1 protein-coding gene (running past one end of the window) is annotated in these 24464 nt (G+C 68.4%); it reads left to right on the top strand.

All coding sequences use genetic code 11. The annotated features are described in order from the left end of the window. Window positions 1–91: 91 nt before the first annotated feature. Window positions 92–24464, top strand: the 5' end (the start) of a protein-coding gene (locus tag OHB49_RS43115) for a glycosyltransferase (RefSeq protein ID WP_329167035.1). 65687 nt of this gene lie beyond the right edge of the window; only the first 24373 of its 90060 coding nucleotides appear in the window; its start codon is at window positions 92–94; the stop codon falls past the right edge of the window.

Raw genomic sequence — 24464 nt, 5'->3', positions numbered from 1 at the left:
CGTACCCGGTGGACGTTCTGGGCAGTCCCGGGCCGCGGCTGCGTCGGCGGGTCGGTCTTTCTCCGGCGTCTTCGCTTCCGCTGGTGACCGTATGCCGTCCATGGGTGGGCGGGCTGGGTCGCGGTGGCAGGCTCCTGAGGTGGTGGCGGGGGAGATCACTGATTCCAGCGGCCGGCGTATCGGGGTGATGTCCTTCGACGCCAGGGAAGGCGCGGCGCGTAAGGACGTGTACGGCAAGCTTGGCGGGCAGAGCCGTTATGTGCAGTGGCGGAAGGACGCGGTCAAGGGGAAGGTCGGTGAGTGGCGGGACCTTCCGCAAGGGTTCGGGGAGTCGTTCTTCCTGGCGCTTCACCATAACGAGCAGGGGTTCCATGTCGTGGGGCCGGATGGGCGCAGCCGGGTGTGGAGTGCGGAGGAGGTCGGCCGGGAGCTGCGCGCGCGTAAGAAGGAGCTGTCCGGCTTCAAGCAGATCACTTTGCTGTCCTGCACCGCGGGCGCGGAGTCCCCGACCCCGGACCGGGCGCAGGCCGATGCGCAGATCGTTGCGGACGTTTCCGGGTGGACGGTCAACGCACCCGTCGGCGAGGTGGCGTTCACCGAGTGGGGCCAGGATGCGCGTGTCAACCTGAAATACGACGCCGACGGCAACGCCACCGCCTGGCGCACCTTCCATCCTCAGGGCTCGTCCGGGACTGGTGACGGGTCCGGGGGCCTCCGGAACGCGGCGGGCGGGACCGCCCCCGACACCACGATGCAATTCCCGTCCAACGGCTGGAACTCGCCAACAAACCAGGCCGAGGAACTCAACCCGCTCTACCTTCTGGTCGATGGCAAGGAGGTCACATCGCTGCGCTCGTTGAGCGATGCTCCCGCGCGGGGCGTCCTGCCCTGGCGGGAATGGCGGGCCCTGGGTCCCCGCATGCAGCGTATGACGAAGGTACTGATTGACACCGGCGTTCTGTCGCAGCGGGAGCTGCACGAGTTGGTGGACCGGCTCGCGGGGCTGGAGGGGTCCAGGTGGGCTCGCGAGGTTGGGGACTTCGCTTCCCGTCTGGACCGTGTGGCTCGCGCCACCGGCGGCGGGGACGGCAGCCAGGTCCTGTGGACCGGTGAGGAGGTCCAAGCTCGCTTCCAGAAGCTTCAGGCGTCGCTAGAGGTCCTGGAACGACTGCTGAGCGGCGGGGACTTCGACGAGGCGGTGGCGCGCGAGCGTGCGGTCGAGGTGCGGCGTTCCGCCGATGCGGTGGCGCAGGCGTTGAACGGTTTCATGGTGGACGCTGCCCGTTTCGGCGGCCAGTACCACTTGAGGAACAGTTTTGTGCCGACGGTGGCGGCGGCCCGGAACCTGGCGGACGCGGTGGAGCGCGCGGTGGCGGCCGGTAATGCCCGCGAGCTGGTCCGGGATGGTCTGCGGCCTGTGGCTCCGCGCACGGTGGGGGCGCTGGCCGAACTTGTGCGGGCCTACCGCGGGCGCAAGGCGTATGCCAGCGTCCCGGAAGGGGAGCAGTGGGGCCACGTCGTGCCGGATCTCAATGATTTGTCGCGTGCGGATAGGGCGGAGTTCGTGCGGGAGTTGTCGCGCGGCAACGTCACGGCGCTGCGGTCGGATGTGGGTGACCTGCTGGGCGACAGGCAGTGGCGGGACCTGTATGAGCGGCTGCGGAATCTACCGCTGAGGCTCAAGCACGCCACCCCTGCTTTCCATGCCATTGCCAACAGCGGTGTGCTGGTGTCCCAGTCGGCTCTGGAACGGCAGGGAGAGGCCTTCCTCGCCTCGGGCTGGAACAAAGCTGACGCACAGCTACTGGGCAACGCAGACTTCGCGTTCTTCCGGGTGGAGTCCGGGGACGCCCCGATGCAGACCCGGTACGGTCCCACCACGCTGGTCTTCGGCATCGAGGAGCTGGAGCGACTGGGCGGCTGGGTGTCCCTGCACGACCAGGGAGACCCGCTGGACCGGGCCAGCATGCGCGAGCTGCGGATGCCGGACCGTGAGAGGCCTCTGCGCTCCTCCAAGGTCCTGGATGGCATCAACCGACTCGGGCCGCGCATTCAGTGGGTGAACACCTACCCGGATGCGCCGGCCGGCCGGCGGCGGGTTCTGGTCTCCTTCGAGGCGGAGGTCTTCCACGGTGCGGACGTGCGTGAAGGTATTGCCTTGTCCGTGCTGCGCGAGGTGGCGCGGATCGGCGGGGACTTCCCCCAGCATGCGTTCGGCCTCGACGAGGAAGGGCTCGGCAAGCTGGTCACACGCCTGTACCGGCCCGAGGCGAAGTTCGCCTCCGGGTTGCCGATCGACCTCGGGCTCACCAAGCAGCCGACCGGATGGCCCCGGCCCATCGTGGTGCACAACCCGGACGGCGACGGCCGCTATCTGCCCAACGGCACCATCGACCCACTGGCCATGGCAGCGAGCAAGGCCGCCAAGGATGCGGACGAACTGGCGCCCGGACCGGAGAAGTACTGGAACCGCTTCCAGACGGAAGCCGCGGAACTCCACGCGTCGTCGAGGGCGGACAAGGACGACGTACTGCGGGAGAAAGCCAAGAAGTTCCGGACCTTTCTAGAGGAAATTCTCGATGATTACCGGAGCGCCGACCGCAAGGTGTTCGACAGGCTCGTCGTATTCCGGTCTGACGCTGCGGGCGGTCGCCGGGAGCTTGCCGAGCGACTGCTCAAGGAGCGGGCGGACAAGCGGGCCCAGGTCGCCGCGCGCGCCGAGGAGATACTTGAGGAAGTTGAGCGGATAATCGCTGACCCTTCGGGGTTCGGCTCGGGAGAGAGGCTGTCGCCCTTCGACGCGGCGTACAACGATCCTGCCTGGAACTGGCAGAGTCTGCTGTATGAAGGCGTGGTCGGCCGGGCGCTTGCTGCCAGCCCCGCAGTGATCGAAGAGGCCCGACGGGCGGTCTCCGCGCTGCATGCGCTGTTGGCGAGCCATTACGGCGCGGAGGCGGCATCCCGGGTGTTCCTGGACGCCGAGCCGCGCAACGCCGCCGATGCGGTGCAGGCCTTCGACCACCTGCTCGACGAGAGCGGCGAGGCGACCCTGACCGACCTGATGGACGCGTTCCGGCGTGCCGCCTACGCCAATACCGAAGAGCAGGCGAACACCCTCGCCGACCTGTGGGAGAGCAAGCCCGAGCTGAGGCCAAAGGGCCTGGCTGCACGCCCGCCGGCCGCCTCGCCATACTCCGCCGACGAGCGGCGGAGCCTGACCCTGCGGGGATTCCCGCTGTCGTCCGGTCCGGCCGACAGCGAGAAGTGGCTGCTGGCCGCGTACGACCAGTTGAGCGTGACCGGCAACCCGAACCTCTTCCATCTGGCGGTGACGGGCCACTCGCTGGAAACCGGCACGGCCTCGATGATCGAGGTGCTCCAAGCCATGCAGGCGGTGCACCCCACGAATAAGCGTGCCGAGATCCTCTCAGGCGACGCGCTGGACATGTACCAGAAGTTCGAGGGTGTGGTCGCCGCCGAGCTGCCCGAGTCCGTACCTGAATGGCTCCGTGAGGCGTTGACTCTGCCTCACTTGGGCTTCTACAGGCTGATGAGTCAGGCTGTCAGACGGGAGGCCTGGTCGGTGGGGCCCGATGACCTCCAGCAGGTGTTCGCGTCGCCCGACAACCAGTGGCCGAGCGCGCTGACGAGTCAGACCCTCAGCGTGGCTGCCGCCGTCGAGCGGTGGAAGGCCGACCACCGGCAGCAGGGCTCCGTCCACCTGCAACAGGCACACATAGCCGCCCTGCAACTGCACGCCACGACCGAACAACCCGCAAACGCCTTTGAGAAGTTCACCTCTCGCTTCGACGACGCCACCGACCAACTGCTCACCAACTGGCTCGAGGGGTGGAAGCGCCTCGCGGCTGCGCGGGTGAACGCGCGCACCCTGGGCCCATACAGCGGCGACGCCGAGCTGCTGCCACGGCTTCTCGTCCAGAACCCGCAATTCAGAAAGACGACGGAGGAGCTGGACCAGGTCGTCACCCAAAACACAGCCGACTGGCCCGGACATCTCCTCCGTGCCATCACACGGCGTCTGGACCAAATCGCCGAAACCACCCTGCGCTTCCTGCCCGTCCACGCGTACACGGTGAAAGAGGCGTTGACAGCACTGCCGCCTGTGGGCAAGGACGTCTTCCTGCCGACATGGATGAAAGGCAACACCGCCCGGACATGGATGCCAGCCGTCGCCGCTCTCCCGCCTGGGCGCGAGAAACGTTTCGAGGTGGCCCAGAGAGCCACGACGGACCTAGAGACGGCGCTCCAGCTCCTACCCGAACCGAACAACGACGGGCCGCAGCATCTGGTCGTCCTCCGTGTGCGCAACTCCACGGGCCGCGATGTCACGCCCTTCTCCGACCGGCCGGACACGAAGCTGGTCCTCTTCCCGCCGGGCATGAAATTCACCGTGGTCGGCAACAGTATCGTCGAGGGCCCAGCGGGTTCGGCTTACGTAGAAGTGATCGTCGACGAGGCGACCCCGCTCCCCTCCCCCACGCCGCAACCCCCGACCGAGGCCGCGACCCAGGACGGCCAAGTCGAGGAACTCAACCCGCTCTACCTTCTGGTCGATGGCAAGGAGGTCACGTCGCTGCGCTCGTTGAGCGATGCTCCCGCGCGGGGCGTCCTGCCCTGGCGGGAATGGCGGGCCCTTGCTCCCCGCATGCAGCGTACGTCGAAGGTGCTGATTGACACCGGGGTTCTGTCGCAGCGGGAGCTGTACGAGTTGGTGGACCGGCTCGCGGGGCTGGAGGGGTCCAGGTGGGCTCGCGAGGTTGGGGACTTCGCTTCCCGTCTGGACCGTGTGGCTCGTGCCGCCGGCGGCGGGGACGGTAGCCAGGTTCTGTGGACCGCTGAGGAGGTCCAAGCTCGCTTCCAGGAGCTGAAGGCGTCACTGGACGGCCTGGAACGACTGCTGAGCGGCGGGGACTTCGACGAGGCGGTGGCGCGCGAGCGTGCGGGCGAGGTGCGGCGTTCCGCCGATGCGGTGGCGCAGGCGTTGAACGGTTTCATGGTGGACGCTGCCCGTTTCGGCGGTCAGTACCACTTGAGGGACAGTTTTGTGCCGACGGTGGCGGCGGCCCGGAACCTGGCCGATGCGGTGGAGCGCGTGGCGGCCGGCAGTGCCCGCGAGCTGGTGCGGGATGGTCTGCGGCCTGTGGCCCCGAGCACGGTGGGGGCGCTCGCCGAACATGTGCGGGCCTACCGCGGGCGCAAGGCGTATGCCAGCGTCCCGGAAGGGAAGCAGTGGGGCCACGTCGTGCCGGATCTCAATGATTTGACGCGTGCGGATAGGGCGGAGTTCGTGCGGGAGTTGTCGCGCGGCAACGTCACGGCGCTGCGGTCGGATGTGGGTGACCTGCTGGGCGACAGGCAGTGGCAGGACCTGTATGAGCGGCTGCGGAATCTCCCGCTGAGGCTCAAGCACGCCACGCCCGCCTTTCACGCCATCGCCAACAGCGGTGTGCTGGTGTCCCAGTCGGCTCTGGAACGGCAGGGAGAGGCCTTCCTCGCCTCGGGCTGGAACAAAGCTGACGCACAGCGGTTGGGCAACGCAGACTTCGCGTTCTTCCGGGTGGAGTCCGGGGACGCCCCGATGCAGACCCGGTACGGTCCCACCACGCTGGTCTTCGGCATCGAGGAGCTGGAACGGCTCGGCGGCTGGGTGTCCCTGCACGACCAGGGAGACCCGCTGGACCGGGCCAGCATGCGCGAGCTGCGGATGCCGGACCGTGAGAGGCCTCTGCGCTCCTCCAAGGTCCTGGATGGCATCAACCGACTCGGGCAGCGCATTCAGTGGGTGAACACCTACCCGGATGCGCCGGCCGGCCGGCGGCGGGTTCTGGTCTCCTTCGAGGAGGAGGTCTTCCACGGTGCGGACGTGCGTGAGGGCATCGCCTTGTCCGTGCTGCGCGAGGTGGCGCGGATCGGCGGGGACTTCCCCCGGCATGCGTTCGGCCTCGACGAGGAAGGGCTCGGCAAGCTGGTCACACGCCTGTACCGGCCCGAGGCGAAGTTCGCCTCCGGGTTGCCGATCGACCTCGGGCTCACCAAGCAGCCGACCGGATGGCCCCGGCCCATCGTGGTGCACAACCCGGACGGCGACGGCCGCTATCTGCCCAACGGCACCATCGACCCACTGGCCATGGCAGCGAGCAAGGCCGCCAAGGATGCGGACGAACTGGCGCCCGGACCGGAGAAGTACTGGAACCGCTTCCAGACGGAAGCCGCGGAACTCCACGCGTCGTCGAGGGCGGACAAGGACGACGTACTGCGGGAGAAAGCCAAGAAGTTCCGGCACCGTCTACAGACAATGTTTCGGGAGTACTGGAGCGCCGAGGGCGACGTGTTCCGCAGGCTCGTCGTATTCCGGTCTGACGCTGAGGGCGGTCGCCGGGAGCTTGCCGAGCGACTGCTCAAGGAGCGGGCGGACAAGCGGGCCCAGGTCGCCGTGCGCGCCGAGGAGATGCTTGAGGGAGTTGAGCGGATAATCGCTGACCCTTCGGGGTTCGGCTCGGGAGAGAGGCTGTCGCCCTTCGACGCGGCGTACGACGATCCTGCCTGGAACTGGCAGAGTCTGCTGTATGAAGGCGTGGTCGGCCGGGCGCTTGCTGTCAGCCCCGCAGTGATCGAAGAGGCCCGGCGGGCGGTCTCCGCGCTGCATGCGCTGTTGGCGAGCCATTACGGCGCGGAGGCGGCATCCCGGGTGTTCCTGGACGCCGAGCCGCGCAACGCCGCCGAGGCGACGCAGGCCTTCGACCACCTGCTCGACGAGAGCGGCGAGGCGACCCTGACCGACCTGATGGACGCGTTCCGGCGTGCCGCCTACGCCAATACCGACGAACGGCCGAACACCCTCGCCGACCTCTGGGAAAGCAAGCCCGAACTGAGGCCGGCCAGCCTGCCCGCACGCCCGCCGGCCGCCTCGCCGTACTCCGCCGACCAACGGCAGAGCCTGACCCTGCGGGGATTCCCCCTGTCGGCCGGACCGGCCGACAGCGAGAAGTGGATGCTGGCCGCGTACCACCAGGTCAGCGGCGCCGGCAACCCGGGCCCTTTCCCTCTGGCGGTGATGAGCCACTCGCTGGAAACCGGCACGGCCTCGATGATCGAGGTGCTCCAAGCCATACAGCCGGAGCACCCCACACTTGCCGAGATCCTCTCCGGCGACGCGCTGGACATGTACCAGAACTTCGAGGCCGTGGTCGACGCAGGGCTGCCCGAGTTCGTACCGGAAGGCCTCCGTGAGGGGCTGGCTCTGCCCCACTTGGGCTTCTACAGGCTGATGAGCCAGGCTGTAAGCCGGGAGGCCTGGTCGGTGGGGCCCGATGACCTCCAGCAGGTGTTCGCGTCGCCCGACAACCAGTGGCCGGGCGCGCTGACGAGTCAGGCCAGAAGCGTGGGTATCGCCGTCGAGCGGTGGAAGGCCGACCACCGGCGGCAGGGCTCCGTGCACCTGCAGCAGGCGCACATAGCCGCCCTGCAACTGCACGCCACGACCGAACAACCCGAAGACGCCTTTGAGAAGTTCACCTCTCGTTTCGACGTCGACACCGACCAACTGCTCACCAACTGGCTCGAGGGGTGGAAGCGCCTCGCGGCTGCGCGGGTGGAAGCGCGTGCCCTGGGCTCGTACAGCGGCGCCGCCGAGCTGCTGCCGCGGCTTCTCGTCCAGAGCCCGCAATTCAGAAAGACCGCGGAGGAGCTGGACCAGGTCGTCACCCGAAACACGGCCGACTGGCCCGGACATTCCGTCCGTGCCGTCACACGGCGCCTGGACAAGATCGCCGAAACCACCCTGCGTTACCTGCCCTTCCACGCGTACATGGTGAAAGAGGCGTTGGCAGCGCTGCCGCCTGTGGGCAAGGACGTCTTCCTGCCGGTTTGGATGCCGGGGACCGCCGCCGACCCTTTCACACCTGGGCGCAAGATTCGTCTCGCGCTGGGCCAAAGAGCAACGACTCACCCAGCGGAGGCGCCCCAGCTTCTGCCCAAACCGAACAGCGACGAGTCGCAGCATCTGGTCGTCCTCCATGTGCGCGACTCCACGGGCCGCGATGTCACACCTTTCTCCGACCGGCCGGACAGGAACCTGGTCCTCTTCCTGGACACGAACTTCACCGTGGTCGGCAAACGCATCTTCAGTAGCCCGACGGGCTCGAGTTACCTAGTAGTGACCGTCGACGAGGCGACCCCGCTCCCCTCCCCCACGCCGCGACCCCCGACCCAGGACGGTCAGGCCGAGGAACTCAACCCGCTCTACCTTGTGTTCGATGGCAAGGAGGTCATGTCGCTGCGCTCGTTGAGCGATGCTCCCGCGCAGGGCGTCCTGCCCTGGCGGGAGTGGCGGGCGCTGGATCCCGACACGCGGGATACGACGAAGGTGCTGATTGACACCGGGGTTCTGTCGCAGCGGGAGCTGCACGAGTTGGTGGACCGGCTCGCGGGGCTGGATGGGTCCAGGTGGGCTCGTGAGGTTGGGGACTTCGCTTCTCGTCTGGATCGTGTGGCTCGTGCTGCCGGCGGTGGGGACGGCAGTCAGGTTCTGTGGAGTGGTGAGGAGGTCCAAGCTCGCTTCCAGAAGCTTCAGGCGTCGCTGGGCGGCCTGGAACGACTGCTGAGCGCCGGGGACTTCGACGAGGCGGTGGCGCGCGAGCGTGCGGTCGAGGTGCGGCGTTCCGCCGATGTGGTGGCGCAGGCGCTGAACGGTTTCATGGTGGACGCTGCCCGTTTCGGCGGCCAGTACCACTTGAAGGACAGCTTTGTGCCGACGGTGGCGGCGGCCCGGAACCTGGCCGATGCGGTGGAGCGCGCCGCGGCCGCCGGTGACGCGCGCGACCTGGGTGTCGGTGGTCTGCTGCCGGTCTCCCCGAAGTCGCTGCGAGAACTCACGCGGCATGTGCGGGATTTCCGTACCCGAAAGGGCTACGCCCAGATTCCCCAGGGCACACAGTGGCAGAGTCGCTTCCCCGAACTGGCCGACATGGTCCCAAGCGAGCGCCACGCCTTCATCCAACGGCTTTCCGCCAAAAATATCGAGGCGCTGAAAAGTAGCGTCGCCCACGTGTCTGAACGCCGGGAATGGAAGGATCTTCACCGGCGGCTGATGAGTCTGCCGTTGCGGCTCAAGCATGCCACGTCGGCTTATCACGCCATCGCCAACGGTGGCGTGCTGATCTCCTCCGCGCAAATGCAGCGGGATGGAAATTCCCACCTCGCGTCCGGCTTTACTTACGACGTGGACAAAACCGCTCTGGGGAATACAGACTTCTTGTTCTCCAGGGTCCAAGTCGGCGACGCCCCCATGCAGACCGAGTACGGTCCCACCACCCTCGTTTTCGACTTGGACGAGCTGGAGCGGCTCGGCGGCTGGGTCTCCCTGCGCGACCAGCTCATACCGCAGGAGGGGGGGACTCTGAGCGTGTTGCGGATGCCGGGACGGGAGACGCCGGTGCGCAACACCGAGCTGACACCCCCAGCGAGCGACGAGGACGGGAAGCGGACCACTTGGGTTCACACATATCCAGACAGGCCCGGCACGCAGGATACTGTCTCGTTCGATGAGGAGGTGTTCTACGGCCCGGACGTCCGTGAGGGCATCGTCCTGTCGGTGATGCGTGAAGTCGACCGCATCGGTGGCGAGTTCATGGAGTGGGCGCTCAACCTGGACAGCGACGAAGAGCTGGGCCGGTTGGTGACGAGTCTGTACTGGCCGGAAGCGAAGTTCGCCCCGGGACTCCCTGTCGATCTCGTCGGGAGCGAGTTGGCGAAGGGCTGGCCGCGTCCCATCGCCGTGCACAATCCGGACGGCGACGGACGCTACCTGCCGGACGGCACTATCGACCCGTACGGCAGGGGAGCGGCCGGCAAGGCGGTGAAAGCCGACCAGTTGCTGGACAGGATCGAGACGAGGACGAAATACGTCGGTGCGTGGGTGGCCGCCATCGACCAGGCCTCCACCGAAAGTGAGAAATCCCTCGCGGAGCGCGAGGCGCACAAGAAGTGGCAGCAAGTCTGGGAGGACCTAAGCCGTATCTTCATCGCGATGGACAAGGCCATCGCGGCCTACGAGCAGTTCCGGAGGGCCTCGGTCGGGGAGCGCGTCGAGCTCGCGGACCGCCTGATCCGGGAGCGCCGGGATGCCCTGGCCCGGGCGAGGGAACGCGTGCCCGAGATCGAACGCGATCTTGCGAGCGCGATCATCGCCCTGAGACAGAGGACTCATAAGCCCAGCGTCGGCGCGGAGCAGTTCCCCACCCAGGGCTGGAATTCGCCCCCCGGGCAATTGGACGTCATGGATGACGAGCTGACGGGCTCGGATCCTGACATTCCGTCGCTTTACCTCGTCGTTGACGACGACGGGGTCATGGAATACCCGTCGGTTTACGAGGTTCCTCTCAACGTCGTGGACTGGCGGGAGTGGCGCAACCTGCCCCAGAGCGAGCAGGACAAGTGGCCTTACTGGGTGGATGGAGAGGCGTACTCTCAGCTGGACTTGGACGCGGTGGTCGATCACTTCGCCCGCATCAGCGCGGACTGGGGTAAGCGGGTTGCTCGGTTTGCGTCCGATGTGGACGGTGCGGCGCGTGCGGCCGGTGACTGGACCGGTGAGCGTATCCAGTGGACCGGTGATGAGGTCCGGGATCACGGCGCGGAGTTGGAAGCAGCGGTCAACGGGTTGGAGTTGCTGGTCGGGGGCGCCGCTCCGGTCGAGGACGCGATTTTGCTGGAGCGAGCCGCCGAAGTACGCGATATCGCGGATGTGGCGGCGGTTGCGCTCCGTGGCCCCATTCGCAGTGCGTCTGCTCTGGGCGGTGCCTACCATCTGCGCAACGCCCTGGTGCCGACGGTGGCGGCGGCTCGGAACCTGGCCGATGCGGTGGAGCGCGCGGTCAGTGCCGGTGACGCGCGCGATCTGGGTGTCGGTGGTCTGCTGCCGGTCTCCCCGAAGTCGCTGCGAGAACTCACGCGGCATGTGCGGGATTTCCGTACTCGAAAGGGCTACGCCCAGATTCCCCAGGGCACACAGTGGCAGAGTCGCTTCCCCGAACTGGCCGACATGGTCCCAAGCGAGCGCCATGCCTTCATCCAACGGCTTTCCGTCAAGAACATCGAGGCGCTGAAAAGTAGCGTCGCCCACGTGTCTGAACGCCGGGAATGGAAGGATCTTCAGCGGCGGCTGATGAGTCTGCCGTTGCGGCTCAAGCATGCCACGCCGGCTTATCACGCCATCGCCAACAGCGGAGTGCTGATCTCCTCCGCGCAAATGCAGCGGGATGGAAATTCCCACCTCGCGTCCGGCTTTACTAACGACGTGGACAAAACCGCTCTGGGGAATACAGACTTCTTGTTCTCTCGGGTCCAAGTCGGCGACGCCCCCATGCAGACCGAGTACGGTCCCACCACCCTCGTTTTCGACTTGGACGTGCTGGAGAGGCTCGGCGGCTGGGTCTCCCTGCGCGACCAGCTCATGCCTGAGGAGGGGGGGACTCTGAGCGTGTTGCGGATGCCGGGACGGGAGACGCCGGTGCGCAACACCGAGCTGACACCCCCAGCGAGCGACGAGGACGGGAAGCGGACCACTTGGGTTCACACATATCCAGACAGGCCCGGCACGCAGGATACTGTCTCGTTCGATGAGGAGGTGTTCTACGGCCCGGACGTCCGTGAGGGCATCGTCCTGTCGGTGATGCGTGAAGTCGACCGCATCGGTGGCGAGTTCATGGAGTGGGCGCTCAACCTGGACAGCGACGAAGAGCTGGGCCGGTTGGTGACGAGTCTGTACTGGCCGGAAGCGAAGTTCGCCCCGGGACTCCCTGTCGATCTCGTCGGGAGCGAGTTGGCGAAGGGCTGGCCGCGTCCCATCGCCGTGCACAATCCGGACGGCGACGGACGATACCTGCCGGACGGCACCATCGACCCGTACGGTATGGAAGCGTCCGACGCGGCGGAGATGGCCGACGGGGCGCTGCGCCAGATCGAGAAGGGGACGAAGTCCCTTGGTGGGTGGGTGGCCGCCATCGGCCGGGCCTCCACCGATAGTGAGAAGTCCCGCATGGTACAAGCGGTGCGCGCCACGCGGGATCATTTCATGAAGGACCTAGGCCGTCTCCTCAGTGAGACGAAGAGGGCCATCGCGGCCTACGAGCAGTTCCGGAGGGCGGCCCCGGTCGGAGAGCGCGTCGAGCTCGCGGACCGCCTGATTCAAAGCCGCAAGGATGTCCTGGCCCGGGGGAAGGCCCGCATCCAAGAGATCGAACGCGTTCTTGAGAACGCGATCATCGCTATGAGGCAGAGGACTCATAATCCCAGCGTCGGGGCGGAGCAGTTCCCCACTCAGGGCTGGAACGCTCCGGAGCCGGGCGCGTACCCTAGCCCGGGCGATCAGGAAGGCGCCGACTCCGCGCGCGACGCGATCACCGCCGTCGAGTCCTGGCCGGCCGCCGATGTCCGTGATGCCGCCGATTTCGATGAGGCGGATAGCGCCGAGGGCCGCGGGCCCAACCGCTCCGCGGTCACGAGCAGCTCGGCCTACGCGGAGCGCGGGGACCTCGTCGAACGCCCGATCCAGCAGACCCGCGATGAACTGACGAGTACCGAGTACCCCGTCGAGCACGCCTCCCGCTTCCCGGCGTTCTACCGCTCGAACGAATGGCACCAACTCACCGGCTCTGACCAGACCCTCGACGACATCGCCCAACTGATCGCATCCGACGGGACGCCCGCGGGACCGCACCCCCTGCCGCACCGCGCGGCCGAGGAAGCGCGGGAACGCCGCGAGGCATTGGCCGACTGGTCGCTGCGCCATGACGAGACCGGCTCGCTCGCCAGCAGACTGGAGCCGGGGCATCTCGCCGCGCTGTACCTGGTCAGCGGCCCAGACTCGGAACTCCTGTCGCGAGCGTCGAATCAAGAGCGCGCCCTCGACGCAACCTGGCTGCACAACACGGCGCTGTCGCTAGTCCGCCGGGAGGCGGAAGCCGAGCATCCGCGTTTCCCGCTGCTGTTCCTGCGGAATGACGCCTTCCGCGAGTTCGCCCTCGGGCCCGTGGGCCTGGAAACACAGGACGCCACGCCCGAAGAGCGCAGGGCGGCCGAGGAATGGCAGGACATCCGGCGTGCTGAACTGACCGACCGCGCCCGGCGACTGGTATACGAACTCCGCGATGAGCTGCGGGGACACGCCTCGATGGCCCAGGAAGCGCTGGAGTCGCTCCCCGCCGTGGACACCGCAGTGCACTGGGCGACCTGGGAGCCGGGTAGGGCTGGCGAGCGTGGTGCCGACTCCGCCCCGGACCACTTCCGGCTGCCACGCTTCCACCGCGCCGCTGCGAACCCCACCGCCGCGCTGCACGCGCTCGACGCCCTGCGCACCGCGGGCGCCCGCGAAGCCGAGGCGGGCGAGGGCCACCCAGTGGTGTGGACCGTGCGGCGCTCCTCCGCCCGTGATGTCTCACCTCTATCCCAACACCCTGGCGAGCGCGCGTTCCTCTACCCCCGCAGCACGGTGTTCCAGGTCGAATCGTCGACCGTCCACCATGACGCGGCCACGGGCGAGTCGTACGAGCACATCGTCCTCACCGAGGTCGCTCCGCCGCCGAACCGTGAGCTGGGGGAGCAGGGGACCGTCCGGACGGTGGCCGCCGACCACCGGATGATCGGCTTCGCCGCCTTCTCCGAGCACCGCACCACGCCCGCCAACCTGTCCGGATGGGCGAGGCAGGACCTCCCGGTCCCGCGCCTGTCTGCGACACCGGCCGCGACGACCGACCCAGTTGCCGCCCGCCGTTCCCCGGCCCCCGACGCGGGTGGCTTCCGCTCCCACTACTCCGACCCGCGCTGGGCCAAGCTGAGCCGCCGGTACGAATCAGAACTCGGCCGGAGCCTGGCAACCCGCCCCGCCGTGATAGACGCCGCCCGTGACATCCTCCGCGTGCTGCGCGGACGACCGGACGCGGTGCCCGCCCTCCTCCCGGAGGGTTTCCCGCAGGACGCGGATCTGGCAGGGCTCATGCGCGCGAGCGCCCTCGAGGCCACCCGCGGCGAGACCTTGCCTTTGCAGCTCGCGAAGACCGGAAGCGACCGCTACCGCGACCTGCGCGATGAGCGCGGCTTCCACCTGGCCGACAGCCGGACCGCCGTCGCCGAGCGAATCCTCGCCCAGTACGCGCAGCACGCTCCCGCCGACCGGCTGACGGCGGCCCGCACGGCCGTCTTCGCCTGGCGATTGGCGGCGGGGCACGACTCCCTCTACGAACTCCTGGAGGAGACACGGAACACGGCGGCCTCCTCCGCCGTCGAGCGTGCGGTTCTCCTTGGGGACGCCGCCCACCTGTACGCCTGGGCCGACGCCGAACTGGCCGCCGGGCACGGCCCGCGCACCCCGTACCAGACGCTGTACGCCGAGCGGCACGACTGGATCGCCCTGGACGACACTGATCCGGGATCCTCGCCCACTGCTCCGCTGGCGCCGGGGCACATCGCCGCGCTGCGTCTGATGAGCGGCCCAGCGGACCGGCGACTGCTGACCGCAGCGGTCGCCAGCGGACCAGGGGAGCGCGCCCGGGATGCGCTGCGGCGCGAGGCCCACGCCGTCGTCAGCGAGGCGGTGGACCGCGTGCGTGCGGGCCGTCCGGCAGACTTCCCGCGCACACTGCTGCGCGACCGCCGCTTCCACGCTCTCGTCCAGGAGGCCCAGGCGGTGCCACCGCACACGCCGGACCACGATGCCCACCTCGGCCAGATCCGCCATGAGCTCCTGGCGCGGTCGGACGAGGGCCTGCTCGACGAGTTGTTCGCCGACGCCCCGGAACACGTGGCCATGGCGGCGGAGGCGTTGGCTCTCCTGCGGCCGGTGAGGGCTTCGGTATGGGGGTCCGGTTGGGCTTCCGAGGACGCGGCGGCGTTCGGTGCGGTGGGTGTGGAGCGGTTCCACGCCGGGTCGCTGAATCAGTCGGCGGCATTGGAAGAGATGCCGCTCTCGGGCACGTCCGATGGGCATCCGGTGGTGTTCGAGATGGTGGACGCCTCGGCCCGTGACGTGTCGTTCGTGTCGGCTGAACCAGGGCCTGACGCGGTGCTGTTCCCGGAACCGGCGGGCTTCGAGGTGGTGGAGCGTCTCTGGCAGCAGGATGCGGCAGGGCGGCGGTACGAGTACGTCCGGCTCGCCGAAACCGCCCCCGTTGCCCAGACGATACGCACGCGGTTCTCCGTCACCGCCCCCGAAGAGGCCGCGGCGCCGCAGTTCCCGACCGAGGGCTGGAACTCCGCCCCCACCGAGGCCGAGGCCGTGCCCGCTCTCACTCCCCGCTTCCCGGCGCTCTACCGCTCGGGCGAGTGGCATCGGGTCGCTGAGCAGTACGAGAAGGACCTTGGGACGGTGCTGGCCGCCGACCCACTTGTGGTTGAGGAAGCCCGCAAGGCGGTCACGGCACTGCACGGCTACTTGTTGGGAGAGGCGCTGTCCGACCAGCGCTACGACCCAAACAGCGTGACGCGTAACTTCCTTCCGCCGGGCCACCCCTTCACTGAGGACGTCGCCAGACTCGAGGGCCATGGTTTCACCACGACGGATGCATGGCGACTCCGCCTCCCCGTCGCCCCGCTGTACTCGCTGATGGACATGTTCGCGCGCGGTGCCGAGCCGAGCCCGTCCGGCATCACGCTCAGCAACCTGTGGCGGGACCACCCGGAACTGAACCTCCGAGCCCGGCCTCTGGCACCGTCCACCCCCCAACCGCACAGCGAGTCCTTCCTGCGGGAGTCGCGCGAGCGCGGCCTGAGGATGACACAGGGACCAGCGACGTCCGTGGAGTGGCTGCTCAGAGTCGGTGACAAGTTCCAAGGCGATGCACTGCTGTTCCGCGAGGCCATGCTCGGCTGGCTGCTGCCGCGCGGTACGCACTCGTTGGCGGAGATCCTGACAGCTGCCCAGCGGGCGGGCGTGCGCGACGAGGTCGAGCCCGACGCCACGCGGGTCGACGCGGCCCGGCTCCACGGCTGGGTCGATGGTGTCCTGGACCCCCGGGACCGGCTGCGCAGGGCCTTTTCTGACCAGCTCCGCGACGCCGACCCTCACCTGGCGGCCCGCCTCATGCCGCCGCATCTTCAGCTGTACGCCCGACGGATGTCCTCGCTCACCGCGGGGATCACGGAGGAACCCGGCCGGCGGATCGAGGACATCCTCGCCCTGACCGAGCAGCAGACACCAGCCTTCGGGCAGGGTGAGCTGTCACCCGAGGCGGCCGGGGAATGGCGGCAGCGCCGCGCGGCGTTGGCCGACTGGCTGCGCCGTCACCAGCACATCGCCCTCCTGCGGGACAACGTCAACGACGCCTACGCCAAGGCGATCTACCTGGTCAGCGGACCGGACGCGCGGCTGATCACGGCAGCTGACGGCGCGGGGGGCGGAAGCCGGGAGCGTCTGCGACACGAGGCACGCGCACTGGTGACGGCCGCGTCGGCGGACGAACACCCGCAGTTCCCGCTGCTGTTCCTGCGGGACGACGCGTTCCGCTCCCTTGCCCGCGAGGGGAGGCGCCGGAACTGGACCAGCCTGGTGCGGGGCCGCGTCGAACAGCTCGCGCTCCAGGCCGAGCGGCTGACCAACGGGCTGAGCAACGAACTCATCGGCTACGGCGAGCTGGCCGCCGAGGCCCTGGAGATGCTGCCCTCCGTCCACACCCGGATCTACTGGACCAGCAGGCTACCGGACCCGGCGCAAGGCGAAGGCGTGCCCAAGCCGGGGACGGAACTGGAACTGCCCCGGTTCCACCGCGCGACCACCAGCCAGGAAGCCGCGCTCAGCGAGTTCCACGACCTCGTCGGAGGCCAGGGTCTGCCGGTGATGTGGTCGGTGGACCGCGCCACAGCCCCCGACGTCTCCCCGCTGTCGAGGACTCCGGAGCTGCGCACGGTCGTCTACCCGTCCAGGACCAGGTTCCGCGTGGAGTCGGCACGCCTGCGCCACGACGCGGCGACCGGTGGCAGCTTCCTGCGGGTCGAGTTGAGTGAGCTGCCCCTCGTCCAGCCGAGCGAGTCATGGAACCGGCCGATCGTCACCCGGGACATCCCGTCGGCTGGACGGCGTATCGGTGTCTCCAGTTTCAATGCCCGGGACTGGACACGGCGTGGGGAAGCCTCGGCGCGCGTGCGCGAGGCAGTCAGCTGGACGCCCGTGGACGCCGGCTCGATGAAGGCAGTCGGAGCTCCGCAGCCACTGAACCGGGACGGCGACTGGTTCGTGGCCACCACACACGGCAGTCCGCAGTCCGTGGAAGTCGTATCGCGCTACGGTCCGCGGAGGGTCAGCGGGCCGCAGTGGGGCCAGTACCTCAAGGCGCTCCTGGACGGCAACGGCCTGCCGGCGGCAGCCCGGATTCTCCTGTACTCCTGTTCGACGGGCGCCGAGGTGCCTGGTGGGGATCCCGTCGGACAGCAGACCGCCGACTGGAGCGGACACCGGACCACCGCACCCAGCACACGCGTCGTGCTCCATCTGGCAAAGGGGCGGCCGTCCGTCAAGCTGATCGCGGAGGCCGGGCAGGAGCTGCCCCGCCTGGTCGAGTTCACCCCGCGGGACCGGACCCGTGCCGCCGCACGCCCCAGCGAGCCCGGTTTCCCCGAGTACGCCAGCGGCTTCCGTGCCTTCTACTCCCACCCGGACTGGGAACCACTCAGCCGCACGTACGAGCGGCACCTCGGCGAGCACATGGCCGCGGACCCGAATGTGGTGCAGGCCGCCTGGCACCTCGTGGACGTGCTGGGCCGCAGGTTCGAGCCGGTCATCGAAGACCGGCTGACCCAGGACGCCGATCCCGATGTCAGTGACTCCGCCCAGCGCCTGCTGGAGATGCTGCGCCGGAACACGGCCGCTGACGGCACCCCCGACCGCACGGCCGACCTCGAGGTGTGGGAACTGCTGTACGTGGTCGCCGAGGCCGCGCTCCACGACGGGACGCCCATAAGCACCTCGTCGCGCGGCCCCGCTTGGCAGCAGATCCTCCATGACGGACACGGTTTCCCGCTCGTGAGCGGCCGCACCGACGTGGCCATGCGGCTGCTGGAGATCTACCGGGACCTGGCCCCTGCCCGGACGCTGCCCGCCGTCAGGGCGGCGCTCACCGCCTGGCTGCTCTCCCAGGGGAGGGACAGCCTGTACGAGATTCTCGCCGACTCGCACGAGGCTGCGCGGTTCCCAGCGGCAGAGCGCGCGATGCTGCTCCAGGACGCAGCGCATCTGTACGCCTGGGCTGACACACAGTTCGCCGCGCCACTCATGACGCCCTATCAGGCGCTGTACATGGAACGACATGACTGGCTCGTCCCCCCCGTCACCGGAGACGGGCAGTCGCCCGACGACATCGTCCGCACCTTGGGCGAGAACCCGACCCTGCCGGCCGCGGACGATCCGCAGGCACAAAGCTGGGCCGATCGCCGTGAGGCGCTGGCTGAGTGGGCACAGCGTCACCCGGGCGCTTCGGTCACCGACCTGTTGACCCCCGGGCACATCACCGCGCTGTATCTGCTGAGCGGCCGGGCGGACCGACGCCTGCTGACCGTCGCGGCAACCGGCGGATCAGGGGAGCGCGGGCGGAACGCCCTGCGAGACGAGGCCCGAGCTGTCGTCCGCGAGGCCGTGGAAAACATGCACGTCGACGGGGCGTTCGGCTTCCCGCGCACGCTGCTGCGCGACGACGTCGTCCGCGACCTGGTACAGACCGTTCAGCGAATGTCTGCCACCTCGCCCGACCTCCACACCCGGCGAGCAGTCGCCCTCGACCGCATGCTGGAAGGCATGGTCGAGGGACGGGCCGACTACCTCTCCGAGGAGGCCCCGGAGCATCTGGCCATGGCAGAGGAGGCGTTGGCATTCCTTCCCCGGGCCGGCGCCTCGGTGTGGTGGTCCGGTTGGGCGTCGCAGGACGCGGCGGACTCCGCCGCAGTCATCGTGCCGCAGTTCCACACAGGGTCGCTCAACGAACTGGTCGCCCTGGGAGAGATGCCGCTGTCGGGCGAGCCCGGCGGGCATCCGGTGCTCTACGAGGTGGTGGACGCCTCGGCCCGCGATGTCTCGTTCCTGTCGGCTGATCCGGCGCACCAGACGGTGTTGTTCCCGCAGTCGGCCGATTTGGAGCTGATGGAGCGGGAATGGCGGCAGGACGCGGCAGGGCGGCCGTACGAGCACGTTCGGCTCACAGAGACCGCTCCCGTCCCCCAGACGGTGAGGTCCGCGGCCCCCTTCGCCTTCCCGGCCGACGACCAGTGGAACGCGCCCTCTTCCCCCGAGGGCTCGTTCGTCGGCGGGGCACAGGCCGCCGGCGACTCCGGTGTCATGACCCTCTCCGTGGATACTCCGGAGTTGTCGGATGCCGAGGACGAAGGTGATTTCTCCGGGACGGACAGTGACTCCGACGCCACGGACTTCTCCGTGGATACTCCGGAGTTGTCGGATGCCGAGGACGACGGCGATTTCTCCGACGAATTCGACAACCCGGGCCAGCTCGGCACGGAACCCGCTGCCCCCGACAGCACGGAGCAGGGCGTCCTCGGCGTGCTGGACCCCTCGGTCGAGATCGACTCCCTGTACTTGCTGTTCGACCAGAGCGCGGTTCAGCGGCTCCAATCCACCGACGATGCCCCCACGGGCACGCTTTCGTGGGACGAGTGGCGGGACCTGCCTCGGTGGCGACAACTCGGCGCTCCCTACGTGATCGACGGCCGCATGTCGGCGCAGCGAGATCTCCACCTGCTGGTCGATCAGCTGGCGAGCGCCGGAGACGTCGTCACGGCTGTCGAGGTCCGCGCGTACGCGTTCCGGCTCGACAGCGCGGTGCGTGCGGCCGGGGTCACCGACCCCGCCCGGATGATCTGGACAGGTGACGAGGTCCAGGCCCGGTACCGGGAGCTGGAAGGCGCCCTGAACGCACTGGAGCAGCTGCTCGCGGACCCGGAGCAGTCCGCACAGACTCGGGAGACGGCGCTCGACCTGGCCGCCGGGGTCCGTGACTCGGCGAATCTGGTGGCTGGTGCGTTGGCCGGCTTCGTTCGAAACGCCGCCGGTGTCGGGGGCCTCTACTGGCTCCGCAACGCATACACACCTGTAGTGGCCGCTGCCCGCGGACTTGCGGCGGAGGTGGCCTCGGGCCGCGTATGGCTCGACGACGGCCCGCGCCTGGCCTCGGCACAGACGCTGAGCGAGTTGGTCGGCCACGCGCGCGACTTCCGCCTCCGCAAGGCGTACGCGCTGCTGCCCACCGGGACCCAATGGAGCCAGCTGCGGCCGGACATCGACTCCCTCACCCACGAGGAGCGGTCGGCCTTCATCCACGACCTGTCGCACGCGAACCTGGACCGTCTCCGGGCCGACGTGGCGGATCTTCTTGACCGTCCTCGGTGGCGGGCGTTGTACGACCGATTGGTGGCCCTGCCGCTGAGGCTCAAGCACGCCACGCGGGCTTATCACGCCATTGCCAACAGCGGAGTGATGGTCTCCCTCGCGCAAATGCAGCGGGATGGAAATTCCCACCTCGCGTCGGGCTTTACCTTCGACGTGGACAAAAGGGCCCTGGGTAATACGGACTTCGCGTTCCTCCGGGTCCAAGTTGGCGACGACCCCATGCCGACGAAGTACGGTCCCACCACCCTCGTTTTCGACCTGGACGAGCTGGAGCGGCTCGGCGGCTGGGTGACCCTGCACGACCAGCTAGACCCGAATGAGGGGGGGACCCTGGGCGAGCTGTGGATGCCGGGCCGCGATCGGCCCTTGCGCTCCTCCAGCGTCTTGGAGGGCAACGACCATGACGGGGGGCGAGCCCAGTGGGTCAACACCTACCCAGACGCCCCGGCCGGCCGGCAGTCGGTCCTGGTCTCCTTCGATGAGGAGGTCTTCCACGGTGCGGGCGTGCGCGAGGGCATCGTGTTGTCCGTGTTGCGCGAGGTGGCGCGGATCGGCGGGGACTTCCCCCAGCATGCGTTCGGCCTCGACGAGGAGGGCCTGGGCAAGCTCGTCTCACGCCTGTACTGGCCCGAGGCGAAGTTCGCCTCCGGGCTGCCGATCGACCTCGGACTCACGGAGCAGCCGACCGGCTGGCCGCGGCCCATCGTCGTGCACAATCCGGACGGCGACGGCCGCTACCTGCCTGACGGCACCGTGGAACCGGCCAGAATGGCCGTCAGCAAGCGCTCACTAAGCACCGACATAATGGCCTATCAGCTGTACGATGACTGGTCGAAGTTGCAGTTGGAACTGCAGTCATTTCAAGGTCCCCTGTCCCTCAACAATTACGTGGAGACCAAGGGCAGGGCAGCCAAGCTGCGCGAACGGTTCGCAGCCCTCCTCGTCAGCCACCAGGCCACTGAGGGACACCATGAAGAGTTCCTGCGGAGGGCGCAGGGGGACCGTGCGTTGCTGGCCGAACGCCTGCTGCACCAGCACCGGGAGAAGCTCGCCAAGTCCCAGTCGGTCTTGGACGAGCTCGACCGCGTGATCAACCCCGCCACCGGCTCCACGGGCCTCGGGATCCTCTTCGCCGAGCCGGGATGGGAGGAGCTGAGCGGGGGCTACGAGAGTTCCCTCGGCATGGCGCTGGCCGCCGACCCCGCCGTGGCGCGGCAAGCCAGGCGGGCGGCGTCCCGGCTGCACCAGGTGCTCGCCGAGGCATACGGGCCTGACGACGCGGCCCGTGCTTTCTTCTCCCCCGAGGTCTTCGGGACCGACGCAAAGGGAGCACTGAGCGCGCTCCTCGACGAGTTCTCGGGCGCCTCGCTCCACGAGCTGATGGACGCGTTCATCCGGGCTGCGCACGCGAACCCCGACGTGCCGCATACGCTCAGCCACCTGTGGGAGCAAAGGCCCGAACTGCGCCCCCACGGCCTGCCCGCCCGGCCGCAGACCGTTCCGGAGCACACCTACGCCATCCGCGACGAGATGGCCCGCCGGGGCATCCTCCTAGGCGAACGCCCTGCGGTCGAAGCGCTCTGGCTGCTTCGGGTCCACCGGACACTGGGAGTGCCTGGACAGACCACGGACTTCGCCAGGGCCGTGCTGGCGCACGCGCTCGGCTCGCAGACGCACACCCTCTTCGAGGTGCTGCATGCCGTCAACGAGGATGCGGTATCGCCTGAACTGGCCGCCGCCCTCCAGGCCGACGCCCGCGTCCTGTACGCCTGGGTCGACGGCACCTTCGATCCCAGGAGGCACTTCCCAGAAGGCCCATGGGCCACACTGCTGGTTCCGCCGCATATGAAGGCGTACGACGCGCTCGTCAGCGGCATGTCCCTGCCCCCCGGCACCGTCTCCCCGGACGAACTGCGGCGCATGCTTCTCGCCCCCGACGGCTACCCGGCCTCCGGCCTGCCCCAGCACATCCAGCAACGACTCGACGGGATCAAGCGCTGGCACCAACGCTACTCCCGGCGCGGCCGACTGGACACCTCGGCGCTGAGCCGGCTGACGGCTGGTCACTTCGCAGCGCTTCAGCTGCAGGGCGATGCCGCTGAGGCAGGCATGTCCGCCTTCAACGGACTGCTCGCGGAATCCGGTGTGGACCAGCGGACCGGGCAGTGGCTGACGAACTGGGCCAACTGGTGGACTCACCAGGCGTGGAGAGCCGCAACGAGCCCGGAGGGCATCTTCGGCGGAGACGCTCGGACCTTCCCACAACTGCTCGCACGGGACCCCGGCTTCCGGAGCCTGCTCGACGAGGTAGCGGCGCACACGGAACTCGGCGGGCCCGATCCTGAAGCCCAGCGGCTGCGGCAACGTCTCGACGAGCACGCCGACCGCACCGTGCGGATGCTCCCCGCCCACGCCTGGGCCGCGGTGCAGGCGCTGGAGACGCTGCCGCCGTCCGGCCGCGAGGTGTGGTGGACCGAGCTGGTGCCGGGGGAGGCCCCGGCCGGGAACCTGCCCGCCCCCGGCACGCGGATCGTCGTGGACGCGACGCGATTCCTCACCACCAGTCCGCAGGCGCAGCAGGCGTTCGCACGTCCGATCAACGCCGACAATCTGTCGGCCGAGGGCGCCCGCCACCTGCGCGTCTACCGATTGGCTGGCTCCACCGCCCGTGACACCACGCTGTTCGCCAGTCGCCCGACCCAGCCCCAGCTGAGCTACCCGCCGGGAATGGCGTTCCAGGTGGAGAGCGCCCGGGTGATGGCCAGCCGGGATGGTCGGTCCTTCGTGGAGGTCACGCTGACCGAGGCCACCCCGCTGTCCAGCGGTGTGCCCACGGCCGATCTGGTTCAGGCTCTGCGCACGGATCAGGCTTCGGCGGTGGTGGAGTCGGTTGCCGCGCAGGCGGGATCGGAGTTGCCGCGCCGTGAGACGGATCAGGCTTCGGCGGTGGTGGAGTCGGTTGCCGCGCAGGCGGGATCGGAGTTGCCGCGCCGTGAGACGGATCAGGCTTCGGCGGTGGTGGAGTCGGTTGCCGCGCAGGCGGGATCGGAGTTGCCGCGCCGTGAGACGGATCAGGCTTCGGCGGTGGTGGAGTCGGTTGCCGCGCAGGCGGGATCGGAGTCGCCGCGCCCTGAGACGGATCAGGCAGCCCACGCGACCTGGCTCACCGCTGCGACAGACGTCTCTACCCACGACTTCGACCTCTCCGGTACGGATTGGGTATTCCACGGGAAGCCGTCAACAGGCGAAGAGCTCAGCCCTGTTGAAGCCACCTCCAACCTGAAGAACCTGGCACGTGACTGGATGAAGATTTCATCCCACAAGGTGACACGGCGTTCGATGGAGTTGCAACGAATTGACCAGGCTGTTGCGGAGTGGCTGAACGGGACAGGAATCGAGTTTGTCTCCGGACGGTGGGAACAGCAGCGAGACGCTCTGCAAAAGGTCAAAGCGCAGATTCAGTACTGGCGGATCTCCAAGCGTGGCGCCAGTCGGCGGATGTCCGCGGTCAATGAGCTCGAGGGCACGGTCGATGCCGCGTTGGAGGGAATCGAACGCTTTTGGCGGAGTCCGGCCGAGACCACGCTCCTTGAGGCTTATCGGCGCCAGACCAAGGATCCCACTCTCCGAGCGCTCCTGGACGAGTTGACGCCGCTGGCCGACAAGGTGACTGAGTATGAGCGGACCCCTGAAACGACCGGCGGTTCCACCATCGCCCTCAGCGATGGTGCTTACAAAATCGAGTACGCAATGGGGCGTACTCCGCAGGAGCAGCTTGCCGCGCTCGTTCAAGGACTGATGCGAGTCGCCGTCAACGAGGCTCACCGCTCAGACGCGCTGAACCGTTCGGTTCGCACTCAGGAAGAGCTCGGACGGGAAGAGGGGACTGTCGATCCGCAGGTCATCGACGACTTCAAGTTCCATGTCCTGTACGGCGTCAAAGAACTGCTACAACTGCTTCCCGACTCGGGGCTTTCCGCTTTTCGGAAGGAGAACATCCGCGAGAAGTTGTTCCGCCACACCGCTGGAACTGGGCTGGGTCGGTATAATGCGGACCTTTCTC

The sequence above is a fragment of the Streptomyces sp. NBC_01717 genome, assembly GCF_036248255.1.
Lineage (GTDB): Bacteria > Actinomycetota > Actinomycetes > Streptomycetales > Streptomycetaceae > Streptomyces.
Note: the sequence above shows the minus strand (reverse complement) of the source record. Positions and strands in the feature narration are given on the sequence as shown.